General features: G+C 52.6%; 21 protein-coding genes. 13 read left to right on the top strand and 8 right to left on the bottom strand.

Annotated features, from left to right (window positions below):
- Positions 1-18: 18 nt before the first annotated feature.
- Together L9P87_RS06480 and L9P87_RS06475 are read left to right on the top strand one after the other, a co-directional pair.
- The gene (locus L9P87_RS06480) at positions 19-2,355 is read left to right on the top strand and encodes a TonB-dependent receptor (RefSeq protein ID WP_237443858.1); all 2,337 of its coding nucleotides are present in this window, start codon (positions 19-21) and stop codon (positions 2,353-2,355) included.
- Between the two features lie 25 nt (positions 2,356-2,380).
- Positions 2,381-3,748, top strand: coding sequence for a DUF1254 domain-containing protein (locus L9P87_RS06475; protein ID WP_237443857.1), 1,368 nt, complete (start codon positions 2,381-2,383; stop codon positions 3,746-3,748).
- Positions 3,749-3,835: 87 nt separating this feature from the next.
- Here L9P87_RS06475 and L9P87_RS06470 read toward each other — a convergent pair whose 3' ends face one another.
- The 5 genes from L9P87_RS06470 to L9P87_RS06450 form a co-directional block, all read right to left on the bottom strand.
- Complete coding sequence (locus L9P87_RS06470) at positions 3,836-4,534, bottom strand: META domain-containing protein (protein WP_237443856.1); 699 nt, start codon at positions 4,532-4,534, stop codon at positions 3,836-3,838.
- 23 nt (positions 4,535-4,557) lie between these two features.
- The gene (locus L9P87_RS06465; RefSeq protein ID WP_237443855.1) at positions 4,558-5,550 is read right to left on the bottom strand and encodes a 5'/3'-nucleotidase SurE; all 993 of its coding nucleotides are present in this window, start codon (positions 5,548-5,550) and stop codon (positions 4,558-4,560) included.
- Between the two features lie 144 nt (positions 5,551-5,694).
- Positions 5,695-6,882, bottom strand: a complete 1,188-nt coding sequence (locus L9P87_RS06460) for a helix-turn-helix domain-containing protein (RefSeq protein WP_237443854.1) — start codon at positions 6,880-6,882, stop codon at positions 5,695-5,697.
- A gap of 127 nt (positions 6,883-7,009) precedes the next feature.
- Complete coding sequence (locus L9P87_RS06455) at positions 7,010-8,353, bottom strand: SLC13 family permease (RefSeq protein WP_237443853.1); 1,344 nt, start codon at positions 8,351-8,353, stop codon at positions 7,010-7,012.
- 145 nt (positions 8,354-8,498) lie between these two features.
- On the bottom strand, positions 8,499-9,164 hold the full coding sequence (locus L9P87_RS06450) for a dimethylsulfonioproprionate lyase family protein (protein ID WP_237443852.1): 666 nt from the start codon (positions 9,162-9,164) through the stop codon (positions 8,499-8,501).
- 369 nt (positions 9,165-9,533) lie between these two features.
- Between L9P87_RS06450 and L9P87_RS06445 the strand changes: the two genes are divergently transcribed.
- Both L9P87_RS06445 and L9P87_RS06440 read left to right on the top strand, forming a co-directional pair.
- Positions 9,534-10,121 carry an NlpC/P60 family protein gene (locus tag L9P87_RS06445; protein ID WP_237443851.1) on the top strand — a complete coding sequence of 196 codons (588 nt, stop codon included), beginning with the start codon at positions 9,534-9,536 and terminating at the stop codon, positions 10,119-10,121.
- Between the two features lie 205 nt (positions 10,122-10,326).
- On the top strand, positions 10,327-11,742 hold the full coding sequence (locus tag L9P87_RS06440) for a flavin monoamine oxidase family protein (RefSeq protein ID WP_237443850.1): 1,416 nt from the start codon (positions 10,327-10,329) through the stop codon (positions 11,740-11,742).
- Between the two features lie 90 nt (positions 11,743-11,832).
- On the opposite strand, the gene L9P87_RS06435 is transcribed toward L9P87_RS06440, so the two are convergent.
- A complete protein-coding gene (locus L9P87_RS06435) occupies positions 11,833-12,957 on the bottom strand; it encodes a helix-turn-helix transcriptional regulator (RefSeq protein WP_237443849.1) in 1,125 nt (374 codons plus the stop codon).
- Positions 12,958-13,103: 146 nt separating this feature from the next.
- Here L9P87_RS06435 and L9P87_RS06430 point away from each other — a divergent pair, with 146 nt between their 5' ends.
- Positions 13,104-13,469 carry a rhodanese-like domain-containing protein gene (locus L9P87_RS06430; RefSeq protein ID WP_237443848.1) on the top strand — a complete coding sequence of 122 codons (366 nt, stop codon included), beginning with the start codon at positions 13,104-13,106 and terminating at the stop codon, positions 13,467-13,469.
- Between the two features lie 11 nt (positions 13,470-13,480).
- On the opposite strand, the gene L9P87_RS06425 is transcribed toward L9P87_RS06430, so the two are convergent.
- Positions 13,481-14,095: a TetR/AcrR family transcriptional regulator gene (locus tag L9P87_RS06425; RefSeq protein WP_237444382.1), complete on the bottom strand. Its 615-nt coding sequence runs from the start codon at positions 14,093-14,095 to the stop codon at positions 13,481-13,483.
- A gap of 156 nt (positions 14,096-14,251) precedes the next feature.
- Between L9P87_RS06425 and L9P87_RS06420 the strand changes: the two genes are divergently transcribed.
- From L9P87_RS06420 to L9P87_RS06390, 7 genes are all read left to right on the top strand, one after another.
- Complete coding sequence (locus L9P87_RS06420; protein ID WP_237443847.1) at positions 14,252-15,526, top strand: MBL fold metallo-hydrolase; 1,275 nt, start codon at positions 14,252-14,254, stop codon at positions 15,524-15,526.
- 55 nt (positions 15,527-15,581) lie between these two features.
- Positions 15,582-16,844 carry a sulfotransferase family protein gene (locus L9P87_RS06415; protein ID WP_237443846.1) on the top strand — a complete coding sequence of 421 codons (1,263 nt, stop codon included), beginning with the start codon at positions 15,582-15,584 and terminating at the stop codon, positions 16,842-16,844.
- Positions 16,845-16,849: 5 nt separating this feature from the next.
- Entirely contained in the window at positions 16,850-17,602 is a 753-nt protein-coding gene (locus L9P87_RS06410; protein WP_237443845.1) for an SDR family NAD(P)-dependent oxidoreductase, read from the top strand.
- A gap of 63 nt (positions 17,603-17,665) precedes the next feature.
- Positions 17,666-18,040, top strand: a complete 375-nt coding sequence (locus L9P87_RS06405) for a nuclear transport factor 2 family protein (RefSeq protein WP_237443844.1) — start codon at positions 17,666-17,668, stop codon at positions 18,038-18,040.
- Positions 18,040-18,807 carry an SDR family oxidoreductase gene (locus tag L9P87_RS06400; protein WP_237443843.1) on the top strand — a complete coding sequence of 256 codons (768 nt, stop codon included), beginning with the start codon at positions 18,040-18,042 and terminating at the stop codon, positions 18,805-18,807. The genes L9P87_RS06405 and L9P87_RS06400 overlap by 1 nt, the downstream gene beginning before the upstream one ends.
- Before the next feature lie 117 nt (positions 18,808-18,924).
- A complete protein-coding gene (gene sbcD, locus L9P87_RS06395) occupies positions 18,925-20,214 on the top strand; it encodes an exonuclease subunit SbcD (protein ID WP_237443842.1) in 1,290 nt (429 codons plus the stop codon).
- Positions 20,211-23,918: an SbcC/MukB-like Walker B domain-containing protein gene (locus L9P87_RS06390; RefSeq protein WP_237443841.1), complete on the top strand. Its 3,708-nt coding sequence runs from the start codon at positions 20,211-20,213 to the stop codon at positions 23,916-23,918. Before sbcD ends, L9P87_RS06390 begins: the two co-directional genes overlap by 4 nt.
- A 42-nt stretch (positions 23,919-23,960) precedes the next feature.
- Here the strand turns inward: L9P87_RS06390 and L9P87_RS06385 are convergent, their stop codons facing one another.
- Positions 23,961-24,119 (bottom strand): hypothetical protein, encoded by a 159-nt coding sequence (locus L9P87_RS06385; RefSeq protein ID WP_237443840.1) that lies wholly within the window; start codon positions 24,117-24,119, stop codon positions 23,961-23,963.
- Positions 24,120-24,463: 344 nt separating this feature from the next.
- Between L9P87_RS06385 and L9P87_RS06380 the strand changes: the two genes are divergently transcribed.
- On the top strand, positions 24,464-25,963 hold the full coding sequence (locus tag L9P87_RS06380) for an AAA family ATPase (protein WP_237443839.1): 1,500 nt from the start codon (positions 24,464-24,466) through the stop codon (positions 25,961-25,963).
- Positions 25,964-26,209 lie beyond the last annotated feature (246 nt).

The following is a 26,209-nucleotide window of genomic DNA, read 5'->3' as shown; positions in this document are numbered from 1 at the left end:
AATATAAGGAATACTAAGATGTTGAAGAAAGCTACGCTGTCCTTAGCTATACTTGCCGTTGTTGCGAATGTGCAGGCGCAAGATATGATGTTAGAAGAAGTCATTGTAACGGCGCAGAAACGCAGTCAGTCGTTGCAGGATGTGCCGATCTCTATCACCGCGATGACCGGCGAGTCCTTGGATCAATACAATATTACCAATGTGGCCGATTTGTCCTCATCGATCCCCAACTTAACCGCCACCGATGGCGTCATCAGTAATGCCATTTACATTCGCGGTGTCGGCACCGGCGCCAACCAGGGCTTCGAACAATCAGTGGGAACCTTTGTCGACGGTGTCTATCGCGGTCGCGCGGCATTGGCCAGTACGGCTTTCTTTGATCTTGAGCGGATAGAAGTGCTGCGCGGGCCGCAGGGCGTATTATTCGGCAAGAGTGTTATTGGTGGTGCGATCAGCTCCACTACAGCGAAACCAACGGAAGAATTTGAGGCTAAAGTTACTGCCCTCTATGAGCCGGAATATAACAGTAAAGAAGTACAGGGTATTGTCAGCGGCGGCTTAACCGACAGTCTGTCGGGACGTCTCGCTGTCCGCGGTTATCAGAGTGATGGCTTTATGGAAAACACCACGCTCAATAAAGATCAGCCAAGCAAGGATGATCAAACTATTCGCGGTAGCCTGGTCTGGGATATGAGCGATACTGTCACCGCCACTCTGCAGGTTGAGCACTCACAGTTTGAACAAGATGGCTTACCATTACAGCTCAGTGGCAGTGATGCCGGTGGTAAGTATGCTGGCGAAACCAGCTTCGACCTGAAGCGCAGTGCAGGCAGTGAGGAGTTCCGCGATACTGAGGTCAACAACGTCATACTGACACTGGATGCCAGTGCCGGTGACTATGAGCTCAAATCCATTACCGGCTATTCGGCCTATGATTATCGTGATGCGCTTGATGCCGATGGTGGATCGGTGTCACCGCTGAGCAAAACCGATGCCGATATTCTTCAGTCTGGTGGCACGGTATCGACACGCTCAGCCTATGACACAATCGACCAGTTTGGCGACGAGGAGTATGAGCAGTGGAGCCAGGAATTCCGTATCGTCTCGCCCGGTGGTGAGACCATCGATTGGTTGGCCGGCGCCTATTTTGATTATTCTGAACTCAGTTTCAGTAACGATACTGATCTCGATTTGGCCGATAGCCTCAGCCTTTTGTATGATCGCCTGCCGCAATTTACTGAAGATCAAATCAATCAATTGGCGACCTATGGCCTCGCTAGCAGCGGGCGTGATTTCTATCAAGAAGCCTATACCGCAGCCGCTTTTGGTCAGGGTACTTGGAATATTCAGGATAACCTCCGTGCAACATTAGGCTTGCGTTATACCTATGAAAAGAAAAAAGCGGAGCGTAAAGTGGGTATTGATTACTATAAAACCACTGACGCGATAACCAACCCTACATCGATACTGATCTGGGAAACTGTTCTGCAGGCGGAGCGACACGACAATCAAGATAGTTTTACCGATAAATATGTAACACCATCGCTGAATGTGCAGTGGGATTACAGCGATGAGAATATGGCCTATATCAGTTTCAGCCAGGGGCAAAAGTCCGGTGGCTTCGATGTTAAAGGGAATTACAGTAGTGCCACACAGCCCTGGCAGTTTGAACCAGAAAAAGCGACCAGCTATGAATTAGGCACCAAGATGCGTTTGTTAGAGGGGGCTGCTGAGCTTAATGCCGCTATTTTCTATACTGATTATACTGATCTGCAAACCTCATCCTTTGATGGTGGTACCGGTTATTATGTGATCAATGCCGGTGAGGCCACTATTCAAGGGGTGGAGGTGGATGGCCGCTGGTTGGTTGCTGAGGGCTTGACGCTGAATGGCTCTGTGGGCTATTTGGACTTCAATTTTGATGAGTTTGAAGACGGCCCCTGTAATGCATCGGGTAGCACACCACCGTCAACGGGTGACAGTTGCGATCTTAGCGGCATGGAAAACATCTACACACCGGAGTTCAGTGCCAGTCTCGGTTTTGACTATAGCCAGTTTATTGCATCGAACCTGATGTGGCGGGTCAGTGGTAATGCCAGTTTTACCGATAATCAATACACTGCCTTCAACCTCGACCCTAACAGCGAGAGCGCGGCCTATACCCTGTATGACATGACGGTGGCGCTGACCGATGCCGAAGGTGATTGGTCGGTTGCGGTTATTGGTAAAAACCTCAGCGATGTTAGGCGCGCAACCTTTACCAGTGATACGCCGCTGACACAGGGTTATGAAAGCTATAACCAGGTAACACTGGCGCCAAGAACCGTCGCCCTACAGGGCATTTATAACTTTTAACCGATAGCTGAAGAAGGACGGTGTTATGCCCGCGATGTTGAAAAGAAGCCTGCTTGTTTTAATGCTGTTGGTTGTTGCCTTGCTCGCCCTTGTTTGGGCGGCTAAGGCGCCGATTAAGAAGGCGGTAGAGATGTATTTCTACGCCTATCCTCTGGTGTTAATGGAGCAGACGCATCTGGCCATGGGCGGCGGCCACGACACCGGGCCGGTGAATCGTTTTGATCATATCAGGGCGTTTCCCGACGCCAGTTTTACCGCTGTTATTCGTCCCAATAACGACACGCTTTATTCCAGCGCTTGGTATGACGTGAGTGAGCAGCCAATGGTCTTGTCGGTGCCGGATATGGGTGACCGCTACTTTATGTTCCCCATTATGGATATGTGGACAGAGGTGGTGGCATCGATTGGCAGCCGCACCACTGGCCAGGCAAAAGGCGATTTTTTACTGGTGGCCCAGGGCTGGCAGGGGGAGGTTGTTGATGGTCTGCAGGTGGTAGAATTAGCCACTGACAAAGGCTGGATTATTGGTCGCACCTTTTCTGAGGGTAATGATTTTGCGGTGATTCATCCGCTGCAGAATCAGTATCAATTGCGTACTGTTACGGATTGGCAGCAGGGTAATAGCCAGCCGCCATCGACGGCGAAGACGCTGAAATGTCAAGACTGTCTGACGCCACCGGCCTTGGTTGCCAGTTGGAATACAGCGACTTTTTATCAGCATTTCGCCGCTTTGTTGCAGCGTTATCCGGGGCACCAGCAGGATGAGGTCATATTGGCAGATCTTAGTCGTCTGGGTATCAATGGTGAGGGTGACTTTGATTTTGACAATTTAGCCTCAGCACAGCAATGGTTGCTACAGGCGGGTGCAGTGATGGCCAAGCGTATTTTACGTGATCCGCCACTGCCTGAGCCAGTCGACGGCTGGAGTATTCCGCTACAGGATATTGGCCGCTACGGTATCAATTATGCCAAGCGCGCGGTGGTGGCGAATATCGGCCTCGGTGCCAATGAGCCTGCCGATGCTGTCTACCCGATGAGCAAGGTCGATAGCCATCATCAGCCATACGATGGCAGCAAGCATTATAAAATCCATTTTGGCGCCGATCAAATCCCACCAGTTAACGGTTTTTGGTCGCTGACGATGTACGATGAAAACGGATATTTTGTTAATAATGTCATCGATCGTTATTCGTTGGGCTCACGTGATTCGCTGCACTATAACAGCGATGGCTCGGTAGATATTCTGCTTCAACATCAGCCGCCCAGCACCGACCAGAATACTAACTGGCTGCCGGCGCCAGCCGGTGCATTTACTCTTACAATGCGGCTGTACTGGCCGGATGAGTCGGTGCTAACCGGGCACTGGTATCCACCGTTGGTGGTTAAACAGTAGCGGTTATGCTGGCATCAACATGTTGTTACAAAAAAAGCCCGATGATTCGGGCTTTTTTTTGGCGAATCGCCAGCGTTTTAGCGCTGATTACAGGCGGAAGTAATCCACCTCTCCGAGGGGGCCAACCAGACGCAGTACATCGTTGTCGACCTCGATGCTGTCCAGTGTGGCCAGCAGTCCTAACTGACCACAGGATTGCTCTGTGGTGACGCTGTAAAGGTTTATCGCGCTGTCGATGACGGCAATTGTGCCGCTGTCTTGGCAGGGACCGCTGAGGCTGAAACTGCCGTCGGCGTCGATGCTCAGCGTCGTGCGGTCGTCACCGTCAATTCTGCTGAATTGACCGCTGACCGTGTCGAGGCTGGCACTGGCAGTGCCTGCCTGCAACAAACTGCTCAGGTCGCCGCTAAACAGGCTACTGTCGATGCTGGTATTGAGTTGCTCAGAGGTTGCCGTCAGCGCGATGCTGACGGTTTCGCTGGTGGTGCCATCGGTGATTTCACCGCTCAACAGATAGTTTTCATCGACGTTGCCGTGGACGATATGTGTCGCCTGCTCGCTGTCGTCAGCCTCGATGGTGATGACCGCCTCGCCACTGGCGGCAAGATAGCCACGAATCAAGGCGACATCGCCGTTGTCCCGCTGTATGGTGCCGGTGTACAGGCCGCTGTTGGCTAATTCAACCGCTGATGCGGCAGGACTGTTATCGCTGTTACTGTCGCTGTCACAGGCCGTGAGTAAGACGGTGGTGGCAGCCAGTAAGATAGCTGTGAAGTAATGATTCATTGCGTACTCCTCCTCAGGCAAATTTACAGTGAAAGATTACGAAGCTTAACTTGTAACAATTCGCGCTTTCGTAGTCCTGCGGTATAGTCGCCATCGAGGGTGGTAATGGTGACAAAATTGGCCACATACATCTGGCTCTCGTCATTGGTGTTAAGGCCGGCGGCGGCATAATCGGCAATAGTGGCGTTGGGGTTGCTGGCTAGGGTGGTAGCGGCTTCTTCGCCGATATATTCAGCGAGGTTGGCGAAACCACCAAAGCCAATATCGACGCCACCGGACTCATTCAGTTTGGGGCCAAAGCGCAGGTCGGCATCGACGCCGAGGGTGGTGCTGGCGATACCAACAGGCACGCCCTTGGGAGTGTTAATGCTGATACCGGTCATTGCCGGCAGCAGTGGCTGCCCCTCAATTTGATTGGCCTCAAGCTCGGCGATCACATCGGCGACGATGGCGGCGGCACCCTCAATGCTGACGCCATCCTCATCGGTAAAGCGGTGGCGGCTGATGGCTATGCTGGGGATACCGTTCTGCAAGCCGGCAACCACAGCACCAATCGTGCCTGAGGTGACGGCGACTCGGCCGACATTCTGGCCCTTGTTAATACCCGAGATGATCATGTCGGGCTGGTTATCGCTCATCAGCTGCAGGCCGACCAAGGCGCTGTCACGTGGACTGGCGCTGGCAGTAATAAAGCCCTCAGCTCCACCTTCCTCTGGGTTCTCTGTCGGGACTCGAACGCAATAGCGATTGGCTGCCGAAGTGGGACCTTCGAAACCGCTGTTGCTGATGTCATAACTCTGACCTACCTCGGTCGAAATTGAACTACTCTTGCCGCTTTGCTCGCCGGCGGGGGCAACCATGGTAATGGCATGGCCGCGAGCCTCTAACACGTCGGCCATGGTGTTGATGCCCTCTGAGTTACAGGAGTCATCGTTGACCAGCAGCAGGTTCAGTGACAGCGCCGGTGCGCTCAGCGCCAAGAGGGCAGAACCCAGGGGGAGGGTGAGTTTATTCATTGCACAATTCCATCTAATTATTATTGGTGAGATGGTCATGCTAACAAGGGTGATTTTGGCAGGCCTCCTCATTTATAAAGAGCGAGTAAAAACTGCCTGTATGACTCTTTCTTTCCAAAGAGAGAATCTGTAAGTTGTTTTATATCAATTGGTTGCGTGTATTTTGCTCGAAGTGTTTTGTCTTCGATACTGCGCCGGTGTCTGTGCTACATGGAGCTTGAACTGCTTGTAAAACGCCGATTGGGAGTTGAAGCCGGCCTGCATGGCAACCTCCAACATCGACAGCTCGCCGTGCTCTGGCGAGGTCAATAACTGCTTGGCTTGTTCGATGCGATGACGGTTAATAAATTCAAAGAAATTCTGTTCGTATTGTTGATTCAGTACCTGACTGAGGTGGTTGGCCGGTATATCGGTCAGCGCCGATAGATCACCGAGCCGCAACTCATTATTCAGATAGGGCTGCTGCTTGCTCATGACCTGCTCGAGTTGCTGACGATAGAGCACTGCCTGCGCCTGGGTGAGGCTGCTGGTGAGATATTGTGGCTGGGCCGGTGGTGTGTTGTCTGCGACACAGTGGTTGTTCAATGAGTTATTGAAAGTCATGTCGTTGAAGATAATCGGTTGGGTAATCGCCTTGAAGGCAATGGTGTAATACAGCGTTAGCATTAATGATATCGAGTAGACAGCGCGGGGCCAAAAGTCGAAGTCGGTGGCTATTCTGGCGATGGCAATACTGCCACCGATCACCGCCAGCCCCAAACATAGGCTGACCAAAATATATAACCACTGCAGACTAACCCCTTGCAACGACGAGAACTGGTTGGGAAGGCGCCGCTGATAACGCCGCAAGCAACGTAGCGACAACAGCATATACAGTGTCAATAATAGGTAGTGGCAGATACCTAACAGTGAGGCATAGCCAATACTGTTGCTGTTTACGCTGATGGTTGTCGCGTCGTCGATGGGGTGGTGGTTGGTTGCCATATGTAACAAGCTGCTGAGCACGAGCAGGAAAAACGGCAGCATATGGATAATATCGCGTTGTCCGAGTCGAAATCCCGGCGTGGTCATGGCGCGGACATAGCTATATAAAATAGGGCCGCTAAGAAACAGCGTCATCGCCACCAGTTCGATGATTTCTACCAGCCAATAGGGCGACGAGAAATTTCCGTGCAAGGGTACCAGAGCAACAAGATAAAGCGACGAGACCGCAACAAAGCTGGCCAAAATCCGGTTGGCATAACGGTTGCGGCCATTAACGGCATAAAGTGCAAGGGCGAGAAGCAAGCCAAGCAAGCCGCCGAAGCCGGCAATAGTACTGGTGATATTCATAGTGGGGCAGACTGACATCCTGAGTCGTTGGACCGGTAACAATAAGATCTGTAGCGACAGAAGTACAGTGTAACATCGGTAAGGTAACCTCCCCCCGCTGCAGCTCTATAAGTGCGGGGGAAGATTGTTAAATAAACAGCGTGACGCAGAAATAGACGATAAATATGCTGACGATATTGAGCAGCAAGCCTGCCTTTAGCATATTGCTTTGTTTTACTATGCCGGTGGCGTAGGCTAGGGCATTGGGCGGAGTCGCGACTGGCAACATAAAAGCACAGGTGGCGGCCAGGCTGACGCCAAAGACCAATGAGTAGGTGATGGCTGGGTTAAATTGATCCGCCAAGCTGATCATCACCGGTATCAAAATAGCCGCCGAACCGGTATTAGAGGCAAGTTCGGTGAGAAACAACATAAAGGCAATACAGGCCATAATCAGCAGCCAAGTCGGTGCATACTGCAGGCCAGACATCAATTCACTGGCCAGCCAAGAGGATGTGCCGGTACTTTTTAGCGCCATCGATAAACAGAGGCCACCGCCGAACAGCAGTAGAATCCCCCAGTCGATCTTGCGTTCTAATTCCTTCCATTGGATCAGACCCAGCGCCGGAGCAGCGGCGGTGATGGCGACGGCGACAATACGGTCGAAGCTATCGACGGCCAGGTATTGGCCAATAGGAGCGGCGAAGATCCAGCACACAACGGTGATCAAGAATAACACCACGGCCCCCTTGGCTGTTGGTGTCCAATTCATCGCTACAGCTTGCTCTGTCCGGCCGATTTGGGCGTCATGTTCAGGGCGCAACACCAGATAGAGAATCAATAGCACGGTGGGGAACAGCATTGCCGCCGTGGGAAGGCCGACACTGAGCCAGGTGAGAAAATCCAAGTTCATCGCCGATGCGGCGATACCGTTAGGCGGCGACCCTACCAGGGTGGCCAAACCGCCGACATTGGCGGCATAGGCCGTGCCCAGTACGAGGAAGGTACGCATGCGCGGGAAGCGATCATCGACCAAACTCAGGGCAATAGGCAGCATCATCGCCGTGGTCGATGTGTTGCTCATCCACATCGATAGCACAGCGACGGTGAGCAGGAATAAGATGACCGATACCCACAGGTGGCCACCGGCGAGGGTGGTGACTTTATTCGCTAACCAGGTATCTATGCCGTGTTTATTCAGCAGGGCGGCGAGAGTAAAGCCACCCATGAAAAGGAATATGACGGTCGATGAAAAATTACTCATAGCGACGCCAAATGGCATGATATGGCTGAGGGCTGCAACGACGGGAACGAGTAAGGCTGAAACAGGCAGCGGCACAATCTCGGTCACCCAGAGGCCGGCAAATAAGATCAGCATGAATAAGCCGACCTGCGTCTCGCTGTCATCGACTAGGCTGTGGCCTAACCAGTAGCTCACCATCGCCCATAGGCTAATCAATAGTAATTTCATCGGTAGTGTCAGTGATGCCATCGTAACTCCCAACATAGCGTGTAAATTTTATGCGAACCTTCTATTGATCGATGTGGCTGACCACTAGGTCGGCACCACTAGTCCATTGAGTGGTGCCAACGGATAAATAGCAAGAGTTTCTGCTATTACTGTAGGCTAAATCGCCTTATTTTTTTAGTGGGGTGGCGGGCTTCGGCATTGGCTGTGCATGCGGTAGTGCGTCGCCTTCTGACTCAAACAGCTCGGGGTTTACAAAGCGTGCGCCGTGGTTGAATAAGTCATCCGGATCGCCGGGTTCTTTCCACCACATATAGACCGCGTGTAGCTCCTCGGTGGCGGAGGTATTCACCCAGCCATGAACATCGAAGGGCTTGTGGTAGATAGTATCGCCAGCCTTCACCGGTTGCTTCTGGTCGTTGACCCACCAGTCAGCCTCCCCAGAGATAATATAATACATCTCGTTGGCACCGTGATTGTGGGCGGGATAAGTTGCCCCGGGTTTAAGAATCAGTGTGCCCATATAAATGTTTTCGGTGGCGATAGGGTTATTGAATGGCCCGGCAATTTCAACATAGGAGTACAGGGAGTCGGCATCGGCCTTGCCGTTTTCGCCATTACCGCGATACCAAGCGGGGTAGCTGCTGTTTGACTTACGCTGCAGGTCGCCCTCGCTGACGAAGTGAGTATCCCCTGCTGCACTGCCAAACACCGGTCGCTCTGCACCGGGGTAGTTGTCTTGTGGCTTAAGGTTGTTGGTGACGTCATCGACGCTGGTGGCAAAGCAACTGCCTGCAGCAACGGCAGCAACGACAAAAGATATTAGCTTTTTCAAGGTTGATTCTCCCTAGCAAATAGGATTATGTATGAATGATCACGGTGACGTTAGCACAGTAGTGATAGGGCTAAAGTTAACCGATGAACAATCATTAATCTGAGTCAATACTGGCTTCGATAAAGCATTGGAGGGGGGAGAATCGATTGTGCTAAGCCTCCCTATCGATTTAAAGTAAGGTTAAGTTTTGGTGTGATTCTGGGGCGTTGTCATAGATCAAAAATGGCTGATTAAGAGGTATTTGGCAGGGGCCAAAAGCCATGCTCGATAGCGTGAAACAGAGCAAGTTTTGCCGACCAGCCTGCCAATCTAGATCAACTATTGTCGCAGCAGATGCTAATATGATGGCTGTTTTTTGATGGTCTTACCATGCCGTATAATTCCTACATTGTAAGCCGCGCGCACTACTGCCTGATGCGGCGCTGTATTATTGCGCTGTCTATGGTTGTACTCACCGCCTGTGCCTCGTCACAGCAACCCAGCCTGTTAGGCAGCGGCGATGTTACTCCGGTTGTCGCCGGCAAGACCAGGGCGTTGCTCGGAGGGGACAATGGCACTGATCATCAACAGGCTGGTTCATCTCCGTCGTCGGTCGATGGTCGTCTCCAGCAGCAGTATCAGTTATGGCAGGGTGTGCCCTACCGTTACGGTGGCAATAGCAGAGCGGGGATAGACTGCTCGGCCTTTGTGCAAACCACCTTCGATCAACAGTTCAACCAAAGCCTGCCTCGGACGACGGCACAGCAGTCGCTGGTGGGAAGGCAGATAGAGCGGACGCAATTAAAAAGTGGCGATTTGATTTTTTTTAAAACCGGTGTTAACAGCCGGCATGTCGGCATTTATCTCGGTGACGGTACCTTTTTGCACGCATCAACCAATCTAGGTGTGACAATTACGCCATTAAGCGACCACTACTGGCGGCGCCATTACTGGCAGTCGCGCCGTGTTGCTGATTGAAAATAATAAACAGGTTAATCAGCGGTTTAGCCAATGTTAAGTGATGTACTCGTGGTTATATATGTGACGCGCGTCACATAATTGCATGTTGCTATTGTAAATATATTAACCATGCTGTTGCTTATACTTTACGCCGCGGCTATGTTGGTGCGTTAGAATTGCTGGTTGGCAATTCCCTTGGACAAAAAAAATAATTGGAGTATGTATGATTTCACGTTTTGTGAAAAAGGCGATGCTGGGTTTAACCCTTAGCACGTCGGTTGTTGTTTGTGGTATCGCCACAGCTCAACAACAAGAAGTAGTGGTTGTTGGCGCTGGTATGGCTGGTTTAACCGCGGCTTATGAATTAGAGCAGCGCGGCTATAGTGTTACCGTTCTTGAGGCGCGCGACCGCATTGGCGGCCGTATCGGCAGCCTGGACATGGGTGGCCAGCACGGTGAAACCGGCGGCGAATTAATCGATCACCCACGTGTGCACACCGAGGTGAATAACTACGCCGATGAATTTGACGTGGAGATGGCCAGCACAGGTTACTGGGGCAAGATCGAAGAGGGTGCTTACTACATTGAAGGCCAGTTGATTCCCTACGGCTCACTGAAGCGTGAGCTGGGTCTGCAGGTACGTCAGGACTACAATCGTTTTAATAACGAACTCGATGCATTGGGTGATCTGATCCATGAATCGGGTGACCCGCGCTTGTCTGAAAATGCCGCTGAACTGGATAACACCACGGTTCAAGAGTGGATCGATGGTCTAAATCTACACCCCATTGCCAAAGAGTTAGGCGAACACTATATTCGCGCCGAATTTGATGATGCTGAGAATGTATCGCTGCTCTATATGGCGCGTCAGTATGCTTTTTACCAGAGTGTTGGCGATAATGAATCAGAAATTTTGCGCTTTCTTGATGGCGGCCGTGCCTTTGCTGAAGCCTTTGAAGATCGCCTCGCTCAGCCGGTACTGCTAAACCATGCGGTAACTGCGATTAAGCAAAATGGTAATGGTGTTGTGGTTACTGCGGCGGGTAAGAAATTTAGCGCCGATTATGCCGTTGTTACCGTGCCTTCAACAGTGTTGAACCGCATTGCCTTTACTCCAGCGCTATCAGATTGGAAGCAAGAGGCTGCCGATAATCTTAATTACGGCTCGCACACCAAGGTGTTAATGCAATACAGCAAGCGTTTTTGGTTGGATTACGGCCTCGGTGGTGACACCTTGTCTGATACCCAGATCGGCTGGACTTGGGAAAGCACCGAGAGCCAAGAGGGTGAGGGTGGTATCTTAATTGCCTACAGCTCGGGTAGCTATACCGATCAGCAGATCGACTGGAGCGAGCAGGATATTATCAACAACCGTCTCGAGCAGATCGAAGAGATGTACCCTAATTCAAGCCAATACTTCGTCGATGCTAAGCTCTATGCTTACCACCGTGAAGAGTGGACCATGGGTGGCTTCGCGGCTTACTCGCCAGGTCAGGTGATGAAGTATTGGGGTGCGTTCATCGAGCCTGATGGTCGTGTCTACTTCGCCGGTGAGCACACCGATGATGACCATGTTGGTTTCATCGAAGGTGCTGTGCGTTCTGGTCAGCGTGCCGTTAAGCAGATCGCCGGTGAGTAACTTGTCCGTGTGATCGCTGAAAAAGCCCGATTCGTCGGGCTTTTTTTTGCCTACGGTTTTTCGCTAAATCGTTGCGATATAGTAAAATCGTTAGCCGAGGATTGCGACGCTATTGAGAATCAGTTTAACCAGTTCAGCCTGACGGCGGGTGCCGGTCTTGGCAAAGATGCGTTTGCTGACCGTGCGGGCGCTGTTCTCGGTGAGTGCCAGGCTGATCGCCGCCTCGCTGATGGTCATGCCGTCGGATAACAATATCGCCAGCGAGGCCTCGGCCAGGGTCAGGCCAAACAGTTTGGCGACAAAGGCTTCGCGGGTATCACGCTGCACCGCAGGGTCACAGAGATAGATCACCACCGACGGACAGCCTCGGCCCTGATACCAGGGGGTGGTGGCGGCATAGCGAATAAGTAAGCCGAGGTCCATACCGCAGCGCTGCGGAATACGCATCACCTCGACACTGGGCGACAGCGGGCTGCTGTCTTGCTCGGTGATGACGCTGTCGAGTGCACGGCGAAACACCTGTTGCTGTTCGCTATCGAGCAGGCGCAGCTTGGCCTGGTTGATTTCGATACCATCGGCTTTTGTCAGCAGCGATTTAGCGATGTCGTTAGTGTCGACAATGTGGCCGTTGCGGTCGAGGGTAATAATACCGACAGACAGTTGCTCGACGACCTCGGCGTTGATATTGGCTCTGGCCTCGGCATTCTTGAGGCTCGAATAAATCGTTAGGGCACGGCAGAGGTGGGTGGAGAACTGGTTGCAATAGTCCTTATCCTGCTGATCGAAGTAGCGGTGCTGGGATGAGCGGCCGAGTTGAATCCACATCTGTAGGCCGTTAGGCTCTTCAATATACAGTTGCAGGCCATCGATAATATCGTTCGGTTTTAAATAGTCGGCATAAAAAGCACTCTCTTTGATCACCTGCTTGCTTAATACTTCGGAAAATAGCGTCACCTCACCATGCTCTACTGGCTGTTTAAAGATCAGTGATTGCTGTTGAAATTTTTGAAAAAACAGCGGAATAAAATCGGTGAACTGCTCATCGCTATCGCTCATCGACAGCGTTGCCTGCTCGGTAAACGGTGAGCGAAACCACATGCCGGCCACCTGGCAATTGAGTGCCTGGCGCAGCTGCTGCAAAAATGGCTGCCAGGGGGTGGGTTCAACAATACCAGCATAAATGCTATCGACCAAAGCTTGTGGGTGGTCCGCCATGGTGGGGCCTTTGCAAGAGAGACGTGATGACTGGCCGCTATTATAGTGGCTTCGCTGGGCGGCGTCCGCTGTTTATTTCGCCGAGCAATCGGCGTAGGGTTTATACTGTGGTGACAATTTTCGAGAATCACAGCGGGGAGAGGACAATGATAGCGATTGAACAGGGGCCGCAACGCTGGTCGGTATTAGTGGCGATTATTTTTACCGCAATGATGGCGGTGGTAGCACTGCCGGCGCAGGCTGAACCGGATCTGTGGATCGATGTGCGCACCGCTGAAGAGTTTGATCGGGGCCATGTGGCGCAGGCGGTCAATATACCCTTCGACGTTATTGCCGATCATATTGCGGCGGTGAGTCCGGATAAGCAGGCCGAGATTTATCTTTATTGCCGCAGCGGCAGACGCTCGGGTATCGCACTGAAAACTCTGCAAGATTTAGGCTATAGCAAGGTTACCAATGTCGGCGGCCTGACCGATGCGCAGGCACTGGAGCAGAGGCTGTTGGCACCCTAGTGTGCCGTGATTTAGCTATTCACATCACAGGTCAGCACGGCGACGATGCTGCTGCACAACGTGGCGACAAAGGTGGAGTCATCCTGTTGCGTTGACAGGTCGTAAAAGCTGGCCAGGCCATTAAACAGCATCGATTGAATCAGTACCATCTTGGCGTGAATCACCGGCTTGGCATGGGCGGGTATTTTTGCCGTCATCATCTGTTGTAGCTGCAAGACATCGTCGAAATTATTCATTCGCCCCCAGACCAACTTGATGTGGTCGTCATTGTTGATCAGCTGACGATTGAGCATTAAGTACGTTCGGCCATTCTCAGCATGGCGAACATGCTGGCTGATTGGCAGTACCAGGGCGGCGACTAAATCCTGCAGGTCGTGGCAGGGCTGCTGTACAACCCGGGCCAGCCTGTGACGGCGGTCGGCGCTGATATCGCGGCCGTGCTTATTGAGTACCGCGGTAATCAAGCCGGCGCGGCTACCAAAATGATATTGGGCGGCGTTGCGGTTTTTTTGTCCCGCAGCCTGGCTGACATCGACCATCTTAACGTTATCGACACCCTGTTCGGCGAACAATTTCTCGGCCGCATCGACTAATAGTCGTTTTGTTTCAAGGCTGTCTTTTCTCACTGTCTTCAAGTGTTCAAGCTCCTATTCTCGGGTAAATCGTGCTGCCTAGCATACACCGCTGATAAAATTTAGTTAATACTGCGTATTAAGTTGTTGCCTTTGTGCTGCTGGCTCGATATAGTTAATACTGTAAGCTTAACTGTTGACGAGGTCACTATGAGAACACCGTTGTATCAATCACGCCCCTACGCGCCTTTTTCTGCTCGTTTTGGCGGTGAGCGGGTCAACGACTTTATTGTCATGTCCGAGGGCTGCTCCAACAGTTATCTGATCGAAACCACTGAGGGTAATATTCTGGTTAACACCGGCATGGGTTATGAGGCGCCGGTGCACTATAAGAATTATCAGGACCTCAGTAACGCCGATAATATTCAATATGTGATCAGTACTCAGGGCCATGTCGATCATGTCGGCGGTGTGCAGTTCTTCCGCGATCGTAACCAGGGTCTGCAATACATTGCCCAGTCGGGTAATCATGAGCATCAGGAATATGACGAGCGCCTGCGTCCTTTCCGCTCACAGCGTGCCGCCTTTCGCTTTCTCGATAGTTTTCAAAAAGATTTCGCTTACTACGCTGAGCAGGGCTATACCGACATCAACGGCCAGGATAGTCCAACCCCGGATATCACCTTCGACGATTACTACGACTTCAGCCTCGGCGGTTTGGAGGTAGTATTGGTTGGCGTTAAAGGCGCCGAGACTAACGACTCTTTAGTTGTTTGGCTGCCTCAGCATAAGATCTGTTTAACCGGTAATATCTTTGGCTGCCCCTTTGGTCACTTCCCCAATTTGGTGACCATACGTGGCGACCGTTACCGCGACGCTATTACCTGTGCCGAGGCGGCGCAGACCGTACTCGATTTGAATGCCGAGGTGATACTCTATGGCCACCATGCACCGGTCATGGGTGCCGATTTAATCAAAACTGAAGTGACGGCGATTCGCGATGCCATTCTCTATGTACACGATGAGACAGTCAAAGGCATGAACGAGGGCAAAGACCTACATACCCTGATGCGTGAGATTACTCTGCCCGCCGAGTGTGAAGTCGGCCAGGGCTACGGCAAGGTATCGTGGAGTGTGCGGGCTATTTGGGAAGGCTATGCGGGCTGGTTTCACCACCAATCGACCACCGAACTCTATAGTGTGCCGGCCAGCGATGTCTATAGCGACTTGGTTGAGCTGGCCGGTGTCGATGCGTTAGTCGAGCGGGCACAAGGCAAGGCCGATGCTGGCGAGTTAGAGCAATGCCTACACCTGGTGGATATTGTAATGGCGGTTGAACCGCAGCATGAGAGCGCCGTGGCACTGGCAATCAGCGTCCATCAACAGCTGCTGGCACAGGCCGATAATTTCTGGCTTAACGGCTGGCTGGAAAACCAAATTAAGTTGTTAAAGGGCGGCAAAACAGCCTCGCTTTCTTTTAAGTAACGGCTTTACTACCGTTTAAATAATGGCTTAACGAGAGCCGCAGGATAGCGCTAACATGAGCAATGACATACACATCGATGACCTCGCCCACCCGGTTTACAGCGAGTTACAGCAGTCCGCCGTCGACTACGGTAAGACCTTAACCGTTGAGCTCGATCGCCAGTCGATTATGGCCGAGGCTGAGAGTAAAACCGGCCTCAGTGATTGGGGCCCAAGCGACTTTTTACCCCGTTTAGATCTACTCTGCGACGAGTGGAATAGCGATCAAGGCTTGAGCGGTCTCGGTCGTTTAAGCCTGCGTAATAAGCTGTTGCAGCACGCCATTAGCCGTTTGCTAATCCAAGATCAGTTTAACCGGCACCCAGAGATTTTAGCTGTAAAGATCGAACGGCCGATTATTGTCGCCGGCCTGCCGCGCTCCGGCACCACCCATTTATTAAACCTGATGGCGGCGGATTCACGGTTGCGCGCCCTGCCGTTGTGGGAATCCTACGAGCCGGTGCCGCTGCCCAATGAAGGACTGTTAGAGGACGGCACCGACCCCCGTTATCAGCGCTGCAGCGATGCCTGGGATATGATGAAAATGATGACGCCACACTTGGCAGCGATGCATCCGATGAACCCCGAGCATATTCACGAGGAACTGGAGTTGATGGGGCCAAACTTCGGCTCCTATAACTACGAGTGGCTGTGTCATTCACCGCGCTGGCGCGATTTTTATTTTTCCGAAGATCAAACCTACCAATATGAATACATGCGCGATGTATTAAAGCTATTAACTTGGCAGCAGCGCGACACCGATCTGCCGACGCGCTGGGTGTTGAAGTGCCCGCAGCATCTCGAACAGCTACCGGTACTGCACAAGGTTTTCCCCGATGCCACCATTGCCATTACCCATCGCGATCCCGTCTCGGTCATCCAGTCATCGGTGACCATGTTGGGGTACGGCCAACGGATGAGTCGAAAAAAAGTAGAGACCACCAAATTACTCGATTACTGGACCGAACGGGTACAGCATTTATTACAGGCCTGCGCCAACGACCGCGATAAACTGCCGGCGGCGCAGAGTCTGGATGTACCGTTCCATCAACTCATTAAAGACGATATTGGCTGGGTTGAGCAGATTTATAAAAAGGCTGGCCTCGAAATGACGGCACAGGCAAGGACCGAACTCGGTCAATTTGTCGATGCCCACAAAGGCGCCTATGGCAAGGTAATTTACGATCTTAAAGGCCAGTTTGGTGCCGACCCCGATCAACTGCGAGAGAATTTTAATTTTTACTATGACGCCTTTCCCGTGAAGCGAGTACGAGGATAACCCCGATGAACAATACAACGATCTATCAGTACAACGGCGTCAAGGTGTTGGTCACCGGTGGCACCAGTGGTATCGGTTATGGCATTGCTACTGCCTTCGCCGATGCCGGCGCCTCGGTGACGGTGACCGGCACACGTGCAAGCAGCCAGGATTATGACGATGTCGATTTGAGCGGCTTTGCATACCGCAGCCTAAAGGTGCAGGACACCGAGGCTATCAAAGCTTTAGCTGCCTCGTTAGACGGCCTCGATATACTGATCAACAACGCCGGCGCCAGCATGCCGGCCGGTGATGAGTGGGAACACGACGGCTTTGAAGAGTCTGTCAGAGTGAACCTGTTCTCGGCCTACCACCTGTCGCGTGCCTGTTTAGAGCATCTCAAGGCCAGCGAGCTTAGCGGCGGGGCCAATGTTATCGGCATTGCTTCACTCACCTCGTTTTTTGCCAATGAGATGGTGCCGGGTTACGGTGCCGCCAAGGCCGGCTTAGTGCAGATGGCTAAGTCGATGGGGTTGACCTGGGCCGAGCACGGTATTCGCGCCAACAACGTCGCCGCCGGTATGACCGAGACGCGGATGACCGGTTTTATGAAAAATATGCCCGAGTTCAACGACCCGATTATCGAAAAGACACCGCTGAAGCGCTGGGGCAGCCCAGAGGATATTGCCGGTGCGGTACTGTTTTTATGCAGTGAACAGGCCAGCTTTATTACCGGCCAAACGCTGACCGTCGACGGCGGCTATACCCTCGGCGTTTAGCGCGGTTGTCGAATACAGCCAATAGTCTTTTTTAAAAATACAAGAACAATAAGGAATACCTTGATGAGCAAGCTTAACGACCAACACATTGCCGACACCTTACAAGCCTATGTCGAAGCCGTCAGCGGCGACGATGTCGAAAAAATCCTCGAACTGTTTACCGCCGATGCCGTGGTCGAAGACCCCATCGGCACCGGTGCCCACCAGGGCACAGAGGCGCTGCGCGCGTTTTATCAGATCGCCATCGACAGCGTCGAACTGATGGAGTTAGAGGGTAATGCACGCATTCGTGATAAGTGGGGGGCGGCGGCGATGCTGGCCCACCCCAAGGGTGTCGATTTGGTGATCGAAACCCTCGATGTGATGGAGTTTAATGACGACGGCTTAATCAGCCAGATGACCGCCTATTGGGGCGACCGTAATATGGTGGCGAAATAATGACTAAAACCTATGCCATGACCGGTGGTGCCAGCGGTATTGGTGCCGCCCTCAAAGAAAGCCTGCAGGCTCGCGGTGATCGCGTCATTGTGGTCGATTTAAAAAACGCCGATATCATCGCCGACTTATCCACGGTTGAGGGCCGTCAGCATGCGATTGCCGGTATTACCGAATTGGCCACCGATGGCCTCGATGGTTTCGTCGCCTGCGCCGGCCTGCCACCGGTGGCGGAGCCGTTGTCGCTGATTACTCAGGTCAATTATTTTGCCGCCGTCGCCACCATCGAAGGCGTCGTCGACTTAGTGGCGAAAAAGAACGGTGCCATTGTCTCGGTGTGTTCAAATTCGGCGCCATTGCCGGGCCTCAATGAAGAGCATATCGAGTTGCTATTAGCGGGTAAGGAGGCCGAGGCCTGTGCGCTGATTGAGACCTTGGATGGCCACAACGCCTATGCCGGCTCGAAAAATGCATTGACCAAATGGACCCGTCGCAACGCCGCCGAGATGATGCGCAAAGGCGTTCGCCTTAACGGTATTGCCCCGGGTATGACTCGCACGCCGCTGACCGATAAAGTCTTTGCCGATGAAACCTTAGGTGATGCCACGCGTGAGTTTAGCAAGTGCATTTCCTATGGCGACTTGGCGACCCCGGATATGATTGCCGATGCAATGCTGTTTTTGCTCGACCCCGCGGCCCGTTACGTCAGTGGCTCGATTCTGTTTGTTGACGGTGGTCAGGATGCGTTGCTGCGACCAGATCAGTTCTAAGTCGGCCGGGTCAATAGTGGTGGCAGCAGTTGCGAAGCTCTGCCGCCGCAATACAAAATAACACCACGATGGTGTATGTTATAGGGCTTATTCTATAGCCACCCTCGTTGCCCCTCGATGCCGAAAAATACCGCGTTAAACAGCTCTTTCAAACTCATTCATACCTCCGATTGGCATCTTGGCCAACACTTCATGGGCAAGAGCCGCCGCGCCGAGCACCAGCAGTTTTTAGCCTGGTTGATCGACACCGCCGTTGCCCAGCAGATCGATGCCATTATTGTTGCCGGCGACATCTTCGACACCGGTTCACCGCCGAGCTATGCCCGCGAGTTATACAACCAGTTTGTTGTCGATTTACAGCGTACCGGCGTGCATTTAATCATCCTCGGCGGCAACCACGATTCGGTCGCCACCCTGGGGGAATCCCAGGCGCTGTTAGCCTGTTTGAATACCCATGTCATCCCCGGTGCCTGTGACGATAGGGCGCAACAGGTGATTACCCTGTGCGATGGTGACAAGCTGCCGCAGGCGATTATCTGCGCCATTCCTTTTCTGCGCCCCCGCGATATCACCCTCAGCCAATCCGGCCTCAGCGGCAGTCAAAAGCAACAGGGCTTGCAGCAGGCCATTGCCGAGCACTACCACAGCATCTATCAGTTAGCCGAGGCGCAGCAGCAACAGATCGAACAACAGTACGGCGTTAGGTTGCCAATCATCGGCACCGGCCACCTCACCACCGTCGGCGCCAAGAGTTCAGAGTCGGTGCGCGATATTTATATCGGCACGTTGGAGGCCTTTCCCGCCTCGGCGTTTCCGCCGCTGAATTACATCGCCCTGGGCCATATTCATCGGCCACAAAAAGTCGCTGGCAGTGACCATATTCGCTACTGCGGTTCGCCGATTCCGCTCAGCTTCGATGAATTGAGCAACGATAAAATCGTGTTGATCGCCGAGTTCGAGGGCGGCCAATTTAGCCGCGTCAGCCCCTGTCAGATTCCGCGCTTTCAGCCGATGCACCTGATCAAGGGTGATCTGAAAACCATCGAGGCTGAGATCGCGACGCTGGCGACACAGTATGATGCCAGCCTGCCGGCCTGGCTCGATATCGAAGTCAGCACGCAGGATTATCTCAACGATCTACAGCAGCGCATCGAGTTGATGATCGACGGCCTGCCGCTGGAGGTATTGTTGCTGCGCCGCGAGCGCAAACTGCGGCTGCAAAGCCTGGCCACCGAGGCCAAGGTGACGCTGCAGGAACTCACCCCGGCACAGGTATTCGATAAACGCCTGGAGCTCGAAGACTGGCAGGGCGAGCCACAGCAACAAAAACGGCAGCGCCTAGCGGTGCTGTTCGATCAGGTGGTGGCCAGCCTGAATGAAGATGCGAATGAGGAGGCGGGGCAATGAAAATACTGACGCTGCGCTTTAAGAATATCAACTCGCTGAAGGGCGAGTGGAAGATCGACTTCACCCAGGAGCCCTTTGCCAGTAACGGTCTGTTTGCTATTACCGGTGCCACCGGTGCCGGCAAGACCACCCTGTTAGACGCCATCTGTTTGGCGCTGTATCACCGCACGCCGCGGCTGAATGAGCCGTCACCGGCGGACAAGGTAATGACGCGGCACAGCGGCGATTGCCTGGCCGAGGTCGAATTTGAGGTCAAGGACAAACGCTACCGAGCCTTCTGGTCGGTGCGCCGTGCCCGCGGTGCCGCCGATGGCAAGCTGCAGTCGGCCAAGGTCGAATTAGCCGAAATCACCACTGGAGAGTATGAGGGCGAGGGCGAGGGCGGCGATAAAATTCTCGCCGACAAGGTGAAGGAGAAGGACCAGCAGATCGCCAGCATTACCGGCCTCGATTTCGGCCGCTTTACCAAGTCGATGTTATTGGCCCAGGGTGGCTTTGCCGCCTTCCTCAATGCCGATGCCGGCAAGCGAGCCGACCTGTTAGAGCAGATCACCGGCAGCGAAATCTATGGCCAAATCTCCCAGCAGGTATTCGACAGCGCCCGCGAACAGGAGAGCCAGCTAAACCTATTGCGCCAACGCAGCCAGGCGGTGGATGTGTTAACGCCAGAGGCACTGGCTGAACAGCTGCTATTGCAGGCTCAGTTGGAGCAGCAAACCCAACAGCAGCAGCAACAGTTGGCCGATCATCGCCAGGCGCTGGAGCGAGTGCAGCATTTTCAGTCAGCCGAACAACAGCTGGTTGAGGCCGGCGCTAAATTTAACCGCGCCGAGCAGGGCTTGATCGATCACGCGACGGATTTGCAGCGGCTGGCGGCCAGCGAGCCGGCCAATAAACTGCAGCCGCTGTTTGTCGATGCCGAGCAGCAACAGCGTGGCGTGGTGGATTTAATCCAGGCGGCAACAGTGTTGGCTGAGCAGCAGCGGCTCAACCAGCAGCAACAGGCCGAGTTGGCGCCGCAGCAACAGGCTGGCGTCGCCGCCGTCGAGGCGGCGACCAGCGAGGCGCAACAAACCCACCAGCTGATCACCGAGCATATCATTCCGCTGGATGAGAGCTTAAAAAGTTTGAGATCACAGCAGTTGGCGCTCACTAACGAAGAGGCGAAGATGCAACCGATGGTTGTCGCCCAGCAGGCCGAGAATGCCGAACTCATCGCTAGCCTTAAAGCGCTGACCGAGCAACAGCAGCAGCTCGACCAGACCCTGCTCGCCAACCAGCATCATCAGGGCTTGTCGGCGGCGCTGCCACTGTGGCAATCGAAGTTTTCCGACCGGGCAACGCAGCAGCAACGGCTGACCGCCGAGGCCACTAATTCTCAGCGTTATACGGCAGAGGTCGAGCAACTGGTCACCGAACAGGGCCGCCAGCAACAGGCGATTACCTTGTTGAAGGGCCAGCTTGAGCACGATCAACAACAGCAACAGCAGCTCAATCAGCAGTTACTCACGGTATTAAACGGCGCCAGCGCTCTGCAGGTGAAGGCCGATGTTCAACGGCAGCAGGCACAGCAAACCGTGCTGGCGGATTGTCGTCACCTGTATCAAAGCTATACCGCCAACCGGCAAAAGCTCGGCAGCCAACAGCAGCAATTACAGCAACATCAACGGGATCAAGCAGTGGCCACCGCCAGTGTGGTGCAGCTGAGAGCCGACTACAGTCAGCACAAGAAGCTGATCGAGTCACTGCAGTACAGTATTCAGCTGGAGCGTGAGATCGTCAGCCTCAAGGCTTACCGCGATCAGTTGCAGGCCGGCGATGCCTGCCCGCTCTGTGGCTCCCCTGACCACCCGGCTATCGACGCCTATCAGGCCACCGACAGCAGCGCCAGCGAGCAGCGGTTAGTGCAGCAGCAACAGCGCTTAAGCGAGATGGAGCAACAGGGCACGGCGGCCAGCCAACAGCAGGCCACCTTCGATGCCTTAGTGACTTCGTTAGAGCAGCAAATCCAAGAGTTGCACAATCTATTAGACGAGCAGCGCCATGCATGGCTTGAGCAGACTACGGCGTTGAATTGGCAGCTTCCCCTCGACGCCGATGCCGCCGAGATCGAGGCATTGTTCGAGCAGGCCGAATCGGCCAGGCTGCTGTTAGCCCAGCAATGGCAGTCGGTAGAGCAGGCAGAGGCGGCGTTAAAACAGGCCATCGATGCCCTGGCCACACAGTCGCAGGCGCTGCAACAGCAGCACAGTAACGGCGAACTGCTACAGCAGCAGTCTGTCAATCTGCACAACCAACAACAGCAGTGCCAGCAGCAACAACAGCTGGCCGAGCAAAGCTTAGCAGCCATCGAGGCCGAATTACTGGCCCAGTTATCCGCCGCCGGTTTTACCGCCTTGCCGACGCTGACCGAGCAATCATCGTGGTTGGCACAGCGGCAGCACGAGGGCGAAAACTATCAGCAGCAGAGCCAGCAACAGCAGCAGTTGGCCAAGGATATATTGGAGCAACAACATCGTCAGCGGGGTCTGGCCCAGCAGCTGAAGGATAAGCAGGACGTTGTGGATAAGTTACAGGGGCAGACGGTTGAGCTAACCAATGCCATTGAACAATCTAACGATCAGCGTGTGGCGCTGTTTGGCGACAAGAACTGCGCGGCGGAGGAACAGCGGTTAGCAACGCAGCTGAGTCAGTGTCAACAGCGGTTGGCAGGCTTGCAGGATACACTGGCCGAGTTGAATAAGGCTGCCCACACGGTGCAGGCGCAGTTGCGTGATAATCAACACCGCCATACCAAACAGTCTGCCCAGGCCGAGGCCGCCGAGCAGCGCTGGCAACAGGGCTTGGCGGATAGCATGTTTGCCAGCGAGCAGGAGTATGCCGCGGCATTGTTGGCCGATGACGAACACCGGCGGCTGACAGACTTAAAGCAGCATTTACAGGCCCAGCAGATACAGGCCAAGGCGTTGCAACAGCAGGCACAGACTGTATTCGATCAGGCCAAAGAGCAGCCCTTGGGTGAGTTAAGCCTGCCGGCGCTGACCGCGTCGATCGAACAGGTGACGCAGGCTATTACCGAGGCCAACAAGCAGCTGGGTGAGATCGAACAGCGCCTCAAGGCCGACAGCGACAAGCGCCAGCAGCAGCAAGCACTGTTGTCAGAGATCGAGGCGCAGCAGCAGAGTTATGATGACTGGCAGGCCTTAAAGGGGCTGATCGGCTCCGGCGACGGTAAAAAATTCCGCGTCTTCGCCCAGGGCTTAACCCTGGATTACCTGATTCATCTGGCCAATCAGCAGTTGGCGCAGTTACACAGCCGCTACCAGCTCGACCGCAAAGTCGGCGAAGCGCTGGAGATCTCGGTCATCGATACCTGGCAGGCCGATGCCATGCGCGATACCAAGACGCTCTCCGGTGGCGAGAGCTTTCTTGTCAGCTTAGCGCTGGCGTTAGCGCTATCGGACTTGGTCAGCCACAAGACCAAGATCGACAGCCTGTTCTTGGATGAGGGCTTCGGCACCCTCGACCGCGAAACCCTCGACATCGCTTTAGACGCCCTCGACAACCTCAATGCCAGCGGCAAGATGATCGGGGTGATCAGCCATGTTGAGGCCTTAAAAGAGCGGATTCCGGTGCAGATTGAGATTAAGAAGATGAGTGGGCTGGGGGTGAGTCAGCTGGATCGGGGGTATCGGGTGGGGTGAGGTTGCGAGCTTAAGCCGTGGAGTTAGTCATTGCCTGCGACTTTAAAAAGCGCAGCGACAGGAGCGGGGTGTGACTGACGGAGCGGCGGTGCGAAGTGTCCGGCTCATTGGGTAGCGCTTATGGCTGACGGTGCTTCGAGCCGCCGCCACCTCATCCTCTGGGACGCCGTGAATACTTCCCTGTAGGCTCAGCTTCAGCATCCCTGCTGAAGATGCCCAGCTGATGAGGTGGTGGTGGCTTTGGGGTGGAAGCTACCGTGTTATGAAGCCACCGGGCTCTTGAACACGGTAGAATAGCTTGTAACTTGTTGATAGTATTAGGTGGCGTTTTTGTTACAGGGAAAACCCTGTAACAAAGTTATTGTTGACTTCGGGCTCGATTTGCTTTTGGGTCATCTCTGTATGCAATTGATAAATATAATAATTATACTTTTGGTGGATATATAGTGGGCGAAAACAGCAAAAGACATATAACGCCTGTTGGCCTATTAATTCACTGTTACACGAATCAATAGTTTTACCCTGCGCTAAGTAAGAAGGAATATATGGCATTATCGCAACAAGTTCTACACTCGCTGAAGGTCAAGTCCTTGAAGAACCTGACTGATCTTGAAATTTCTTTTGAAGGGGCTTCCGTTACTGCAATATTAGGCCCAAATGGAAATGGAAAATCGACAATCCTACACGCTTTGGCTTGCGCTTTTTCACCAAATGAAAATGGAGAAAACTACAAGTTCAGTTGGTTTTTTCTCCCTAGTACTGATGCTCTGTGGAATGAGAGTGAGTTGAGTATTATTCATAGTTTCAGAGATGCTGAATTGGTGTCCGCAAATATATATCGAGAATATAAGAAGACACAGGTTCGATGGACACCAAGGTACGCTAACAGGCCAAAGAGAGACGTATATTATATTGGTATTGATAAGTGCGTCCCAATGATCGAGTCAGAAAAAAAACAGGCCAAAATTAATTATTCTACGCAGGAAATAACTGAAGATATTATCAATACCATCCTTGAAAAAGCATCAGGAATACTCAATCGAAACTATTCTAGCTACAATGTACATACTGCACGTGGGAAAGACTTTATTGGTGTCGAGGTAGATGGACTAAGATACTCTGCTCTTAGTATGAGTGCAGGCGAACAAAAAGTATTTTATATTCTTGAGAAGATATTCAGAGCTAAAAAATACTCCCTCATATTGATCGATGAGCTTGATTTACTACTTCATGACCAAGCTATGAAGAAGCTCGTGGATGTTGTTTTGGAGCGCTCAAATGACAAGAATCTTCAGGTTATTTTTACAACTCACCGTGAAAGTATTTTAGAGCTCGAAGATAGGATAAACATAAGGCATATCGTTTGCCGCCCACATAAGACCCTATGTTTCAACGAAACAAAACCTGATGCAATTAATAGGCTTACAGGAATCCAGCCTAAACCTATAGAGGTTTTCGTAGAAGATGATGTGGCAGCTGCAATTGTGAGAAAGGTAGCAGCTAATCTGAAGCTCATAAAATACACATCTGTAAGTAGATATGGTGCGGCCACTAACTGTTTCACAACGGTTGGGGGCTTATTACTTGGCGGTGAGCCTTGCGAAAACTCCCTATTCGTATTAGATGGAGACGTTTATCGTTCTCCTGCGGAGAAGAACACTGCTGTAGATAGAGTGTTAACTGGCCACGACGACAATGTTCTGCAGGCTAAAGAAAAAGCAATTTCCATCATCAAACAATTCACGTTGCCGGACGGTTCACAACCTGAAAAGTATCTCCACTCCTTGTTGATCGATATTGGAGAAACTGAAAATGAAGAGTTTAATGAGATCATAGAGGTAGCAGCTGAGATTATAGCTGTCGATAATGAGCATGAATTTATTAGTGACATAATCGAAAGGCTTGGCTGGGAAAGAGCAACTGGGCTTTCAAAGATAATCGATCTTGCTTCTACATCCGGTTGCTGGAGTGGTTATGTTAGTGAAGTCCATGAATGGCTGAGCGCTAAAAAGGAAAGTATGAGAGAAGAGTTGGAGGCCGTATAACAAGCAATATAAAAGGACATCCACCCCTAGCAGTTTGGCCGATTCGTTTAATCGGCTAAGCCTATTAAATAAAATATGAGATTTTTATGACCGACTAGAGTGAATAATCACGTTGTAAGGTGCTTTTAACGTCCGTTCATTGAGGGTCAGGCAGAAGAAGTCCCAGAGTACAAACCCTGTCATTTTTTTATAATACTAAATTAAAAAGGACATCCACCCCAGGCAGTTTGGCTGCTATTAAAAAGG

Origin of the sequence: Sinobacterium norvegicum, assembly GCF_923077115.1 — a bacterium.
In the GTDB taxonomy this organism is placed as follows: Bacteria; Pseudomonadota; Gammaproteobacteria; order Pseudomonadales; family Sinobacteriaceae; genus Sinobacterium; species Sinobacterium norvegicum.
The sequence above is the reverse complement of the archived record's forward strand: the minus strand, read 5'-3'. Positions and strand labels throughout refer to the sequence as shown.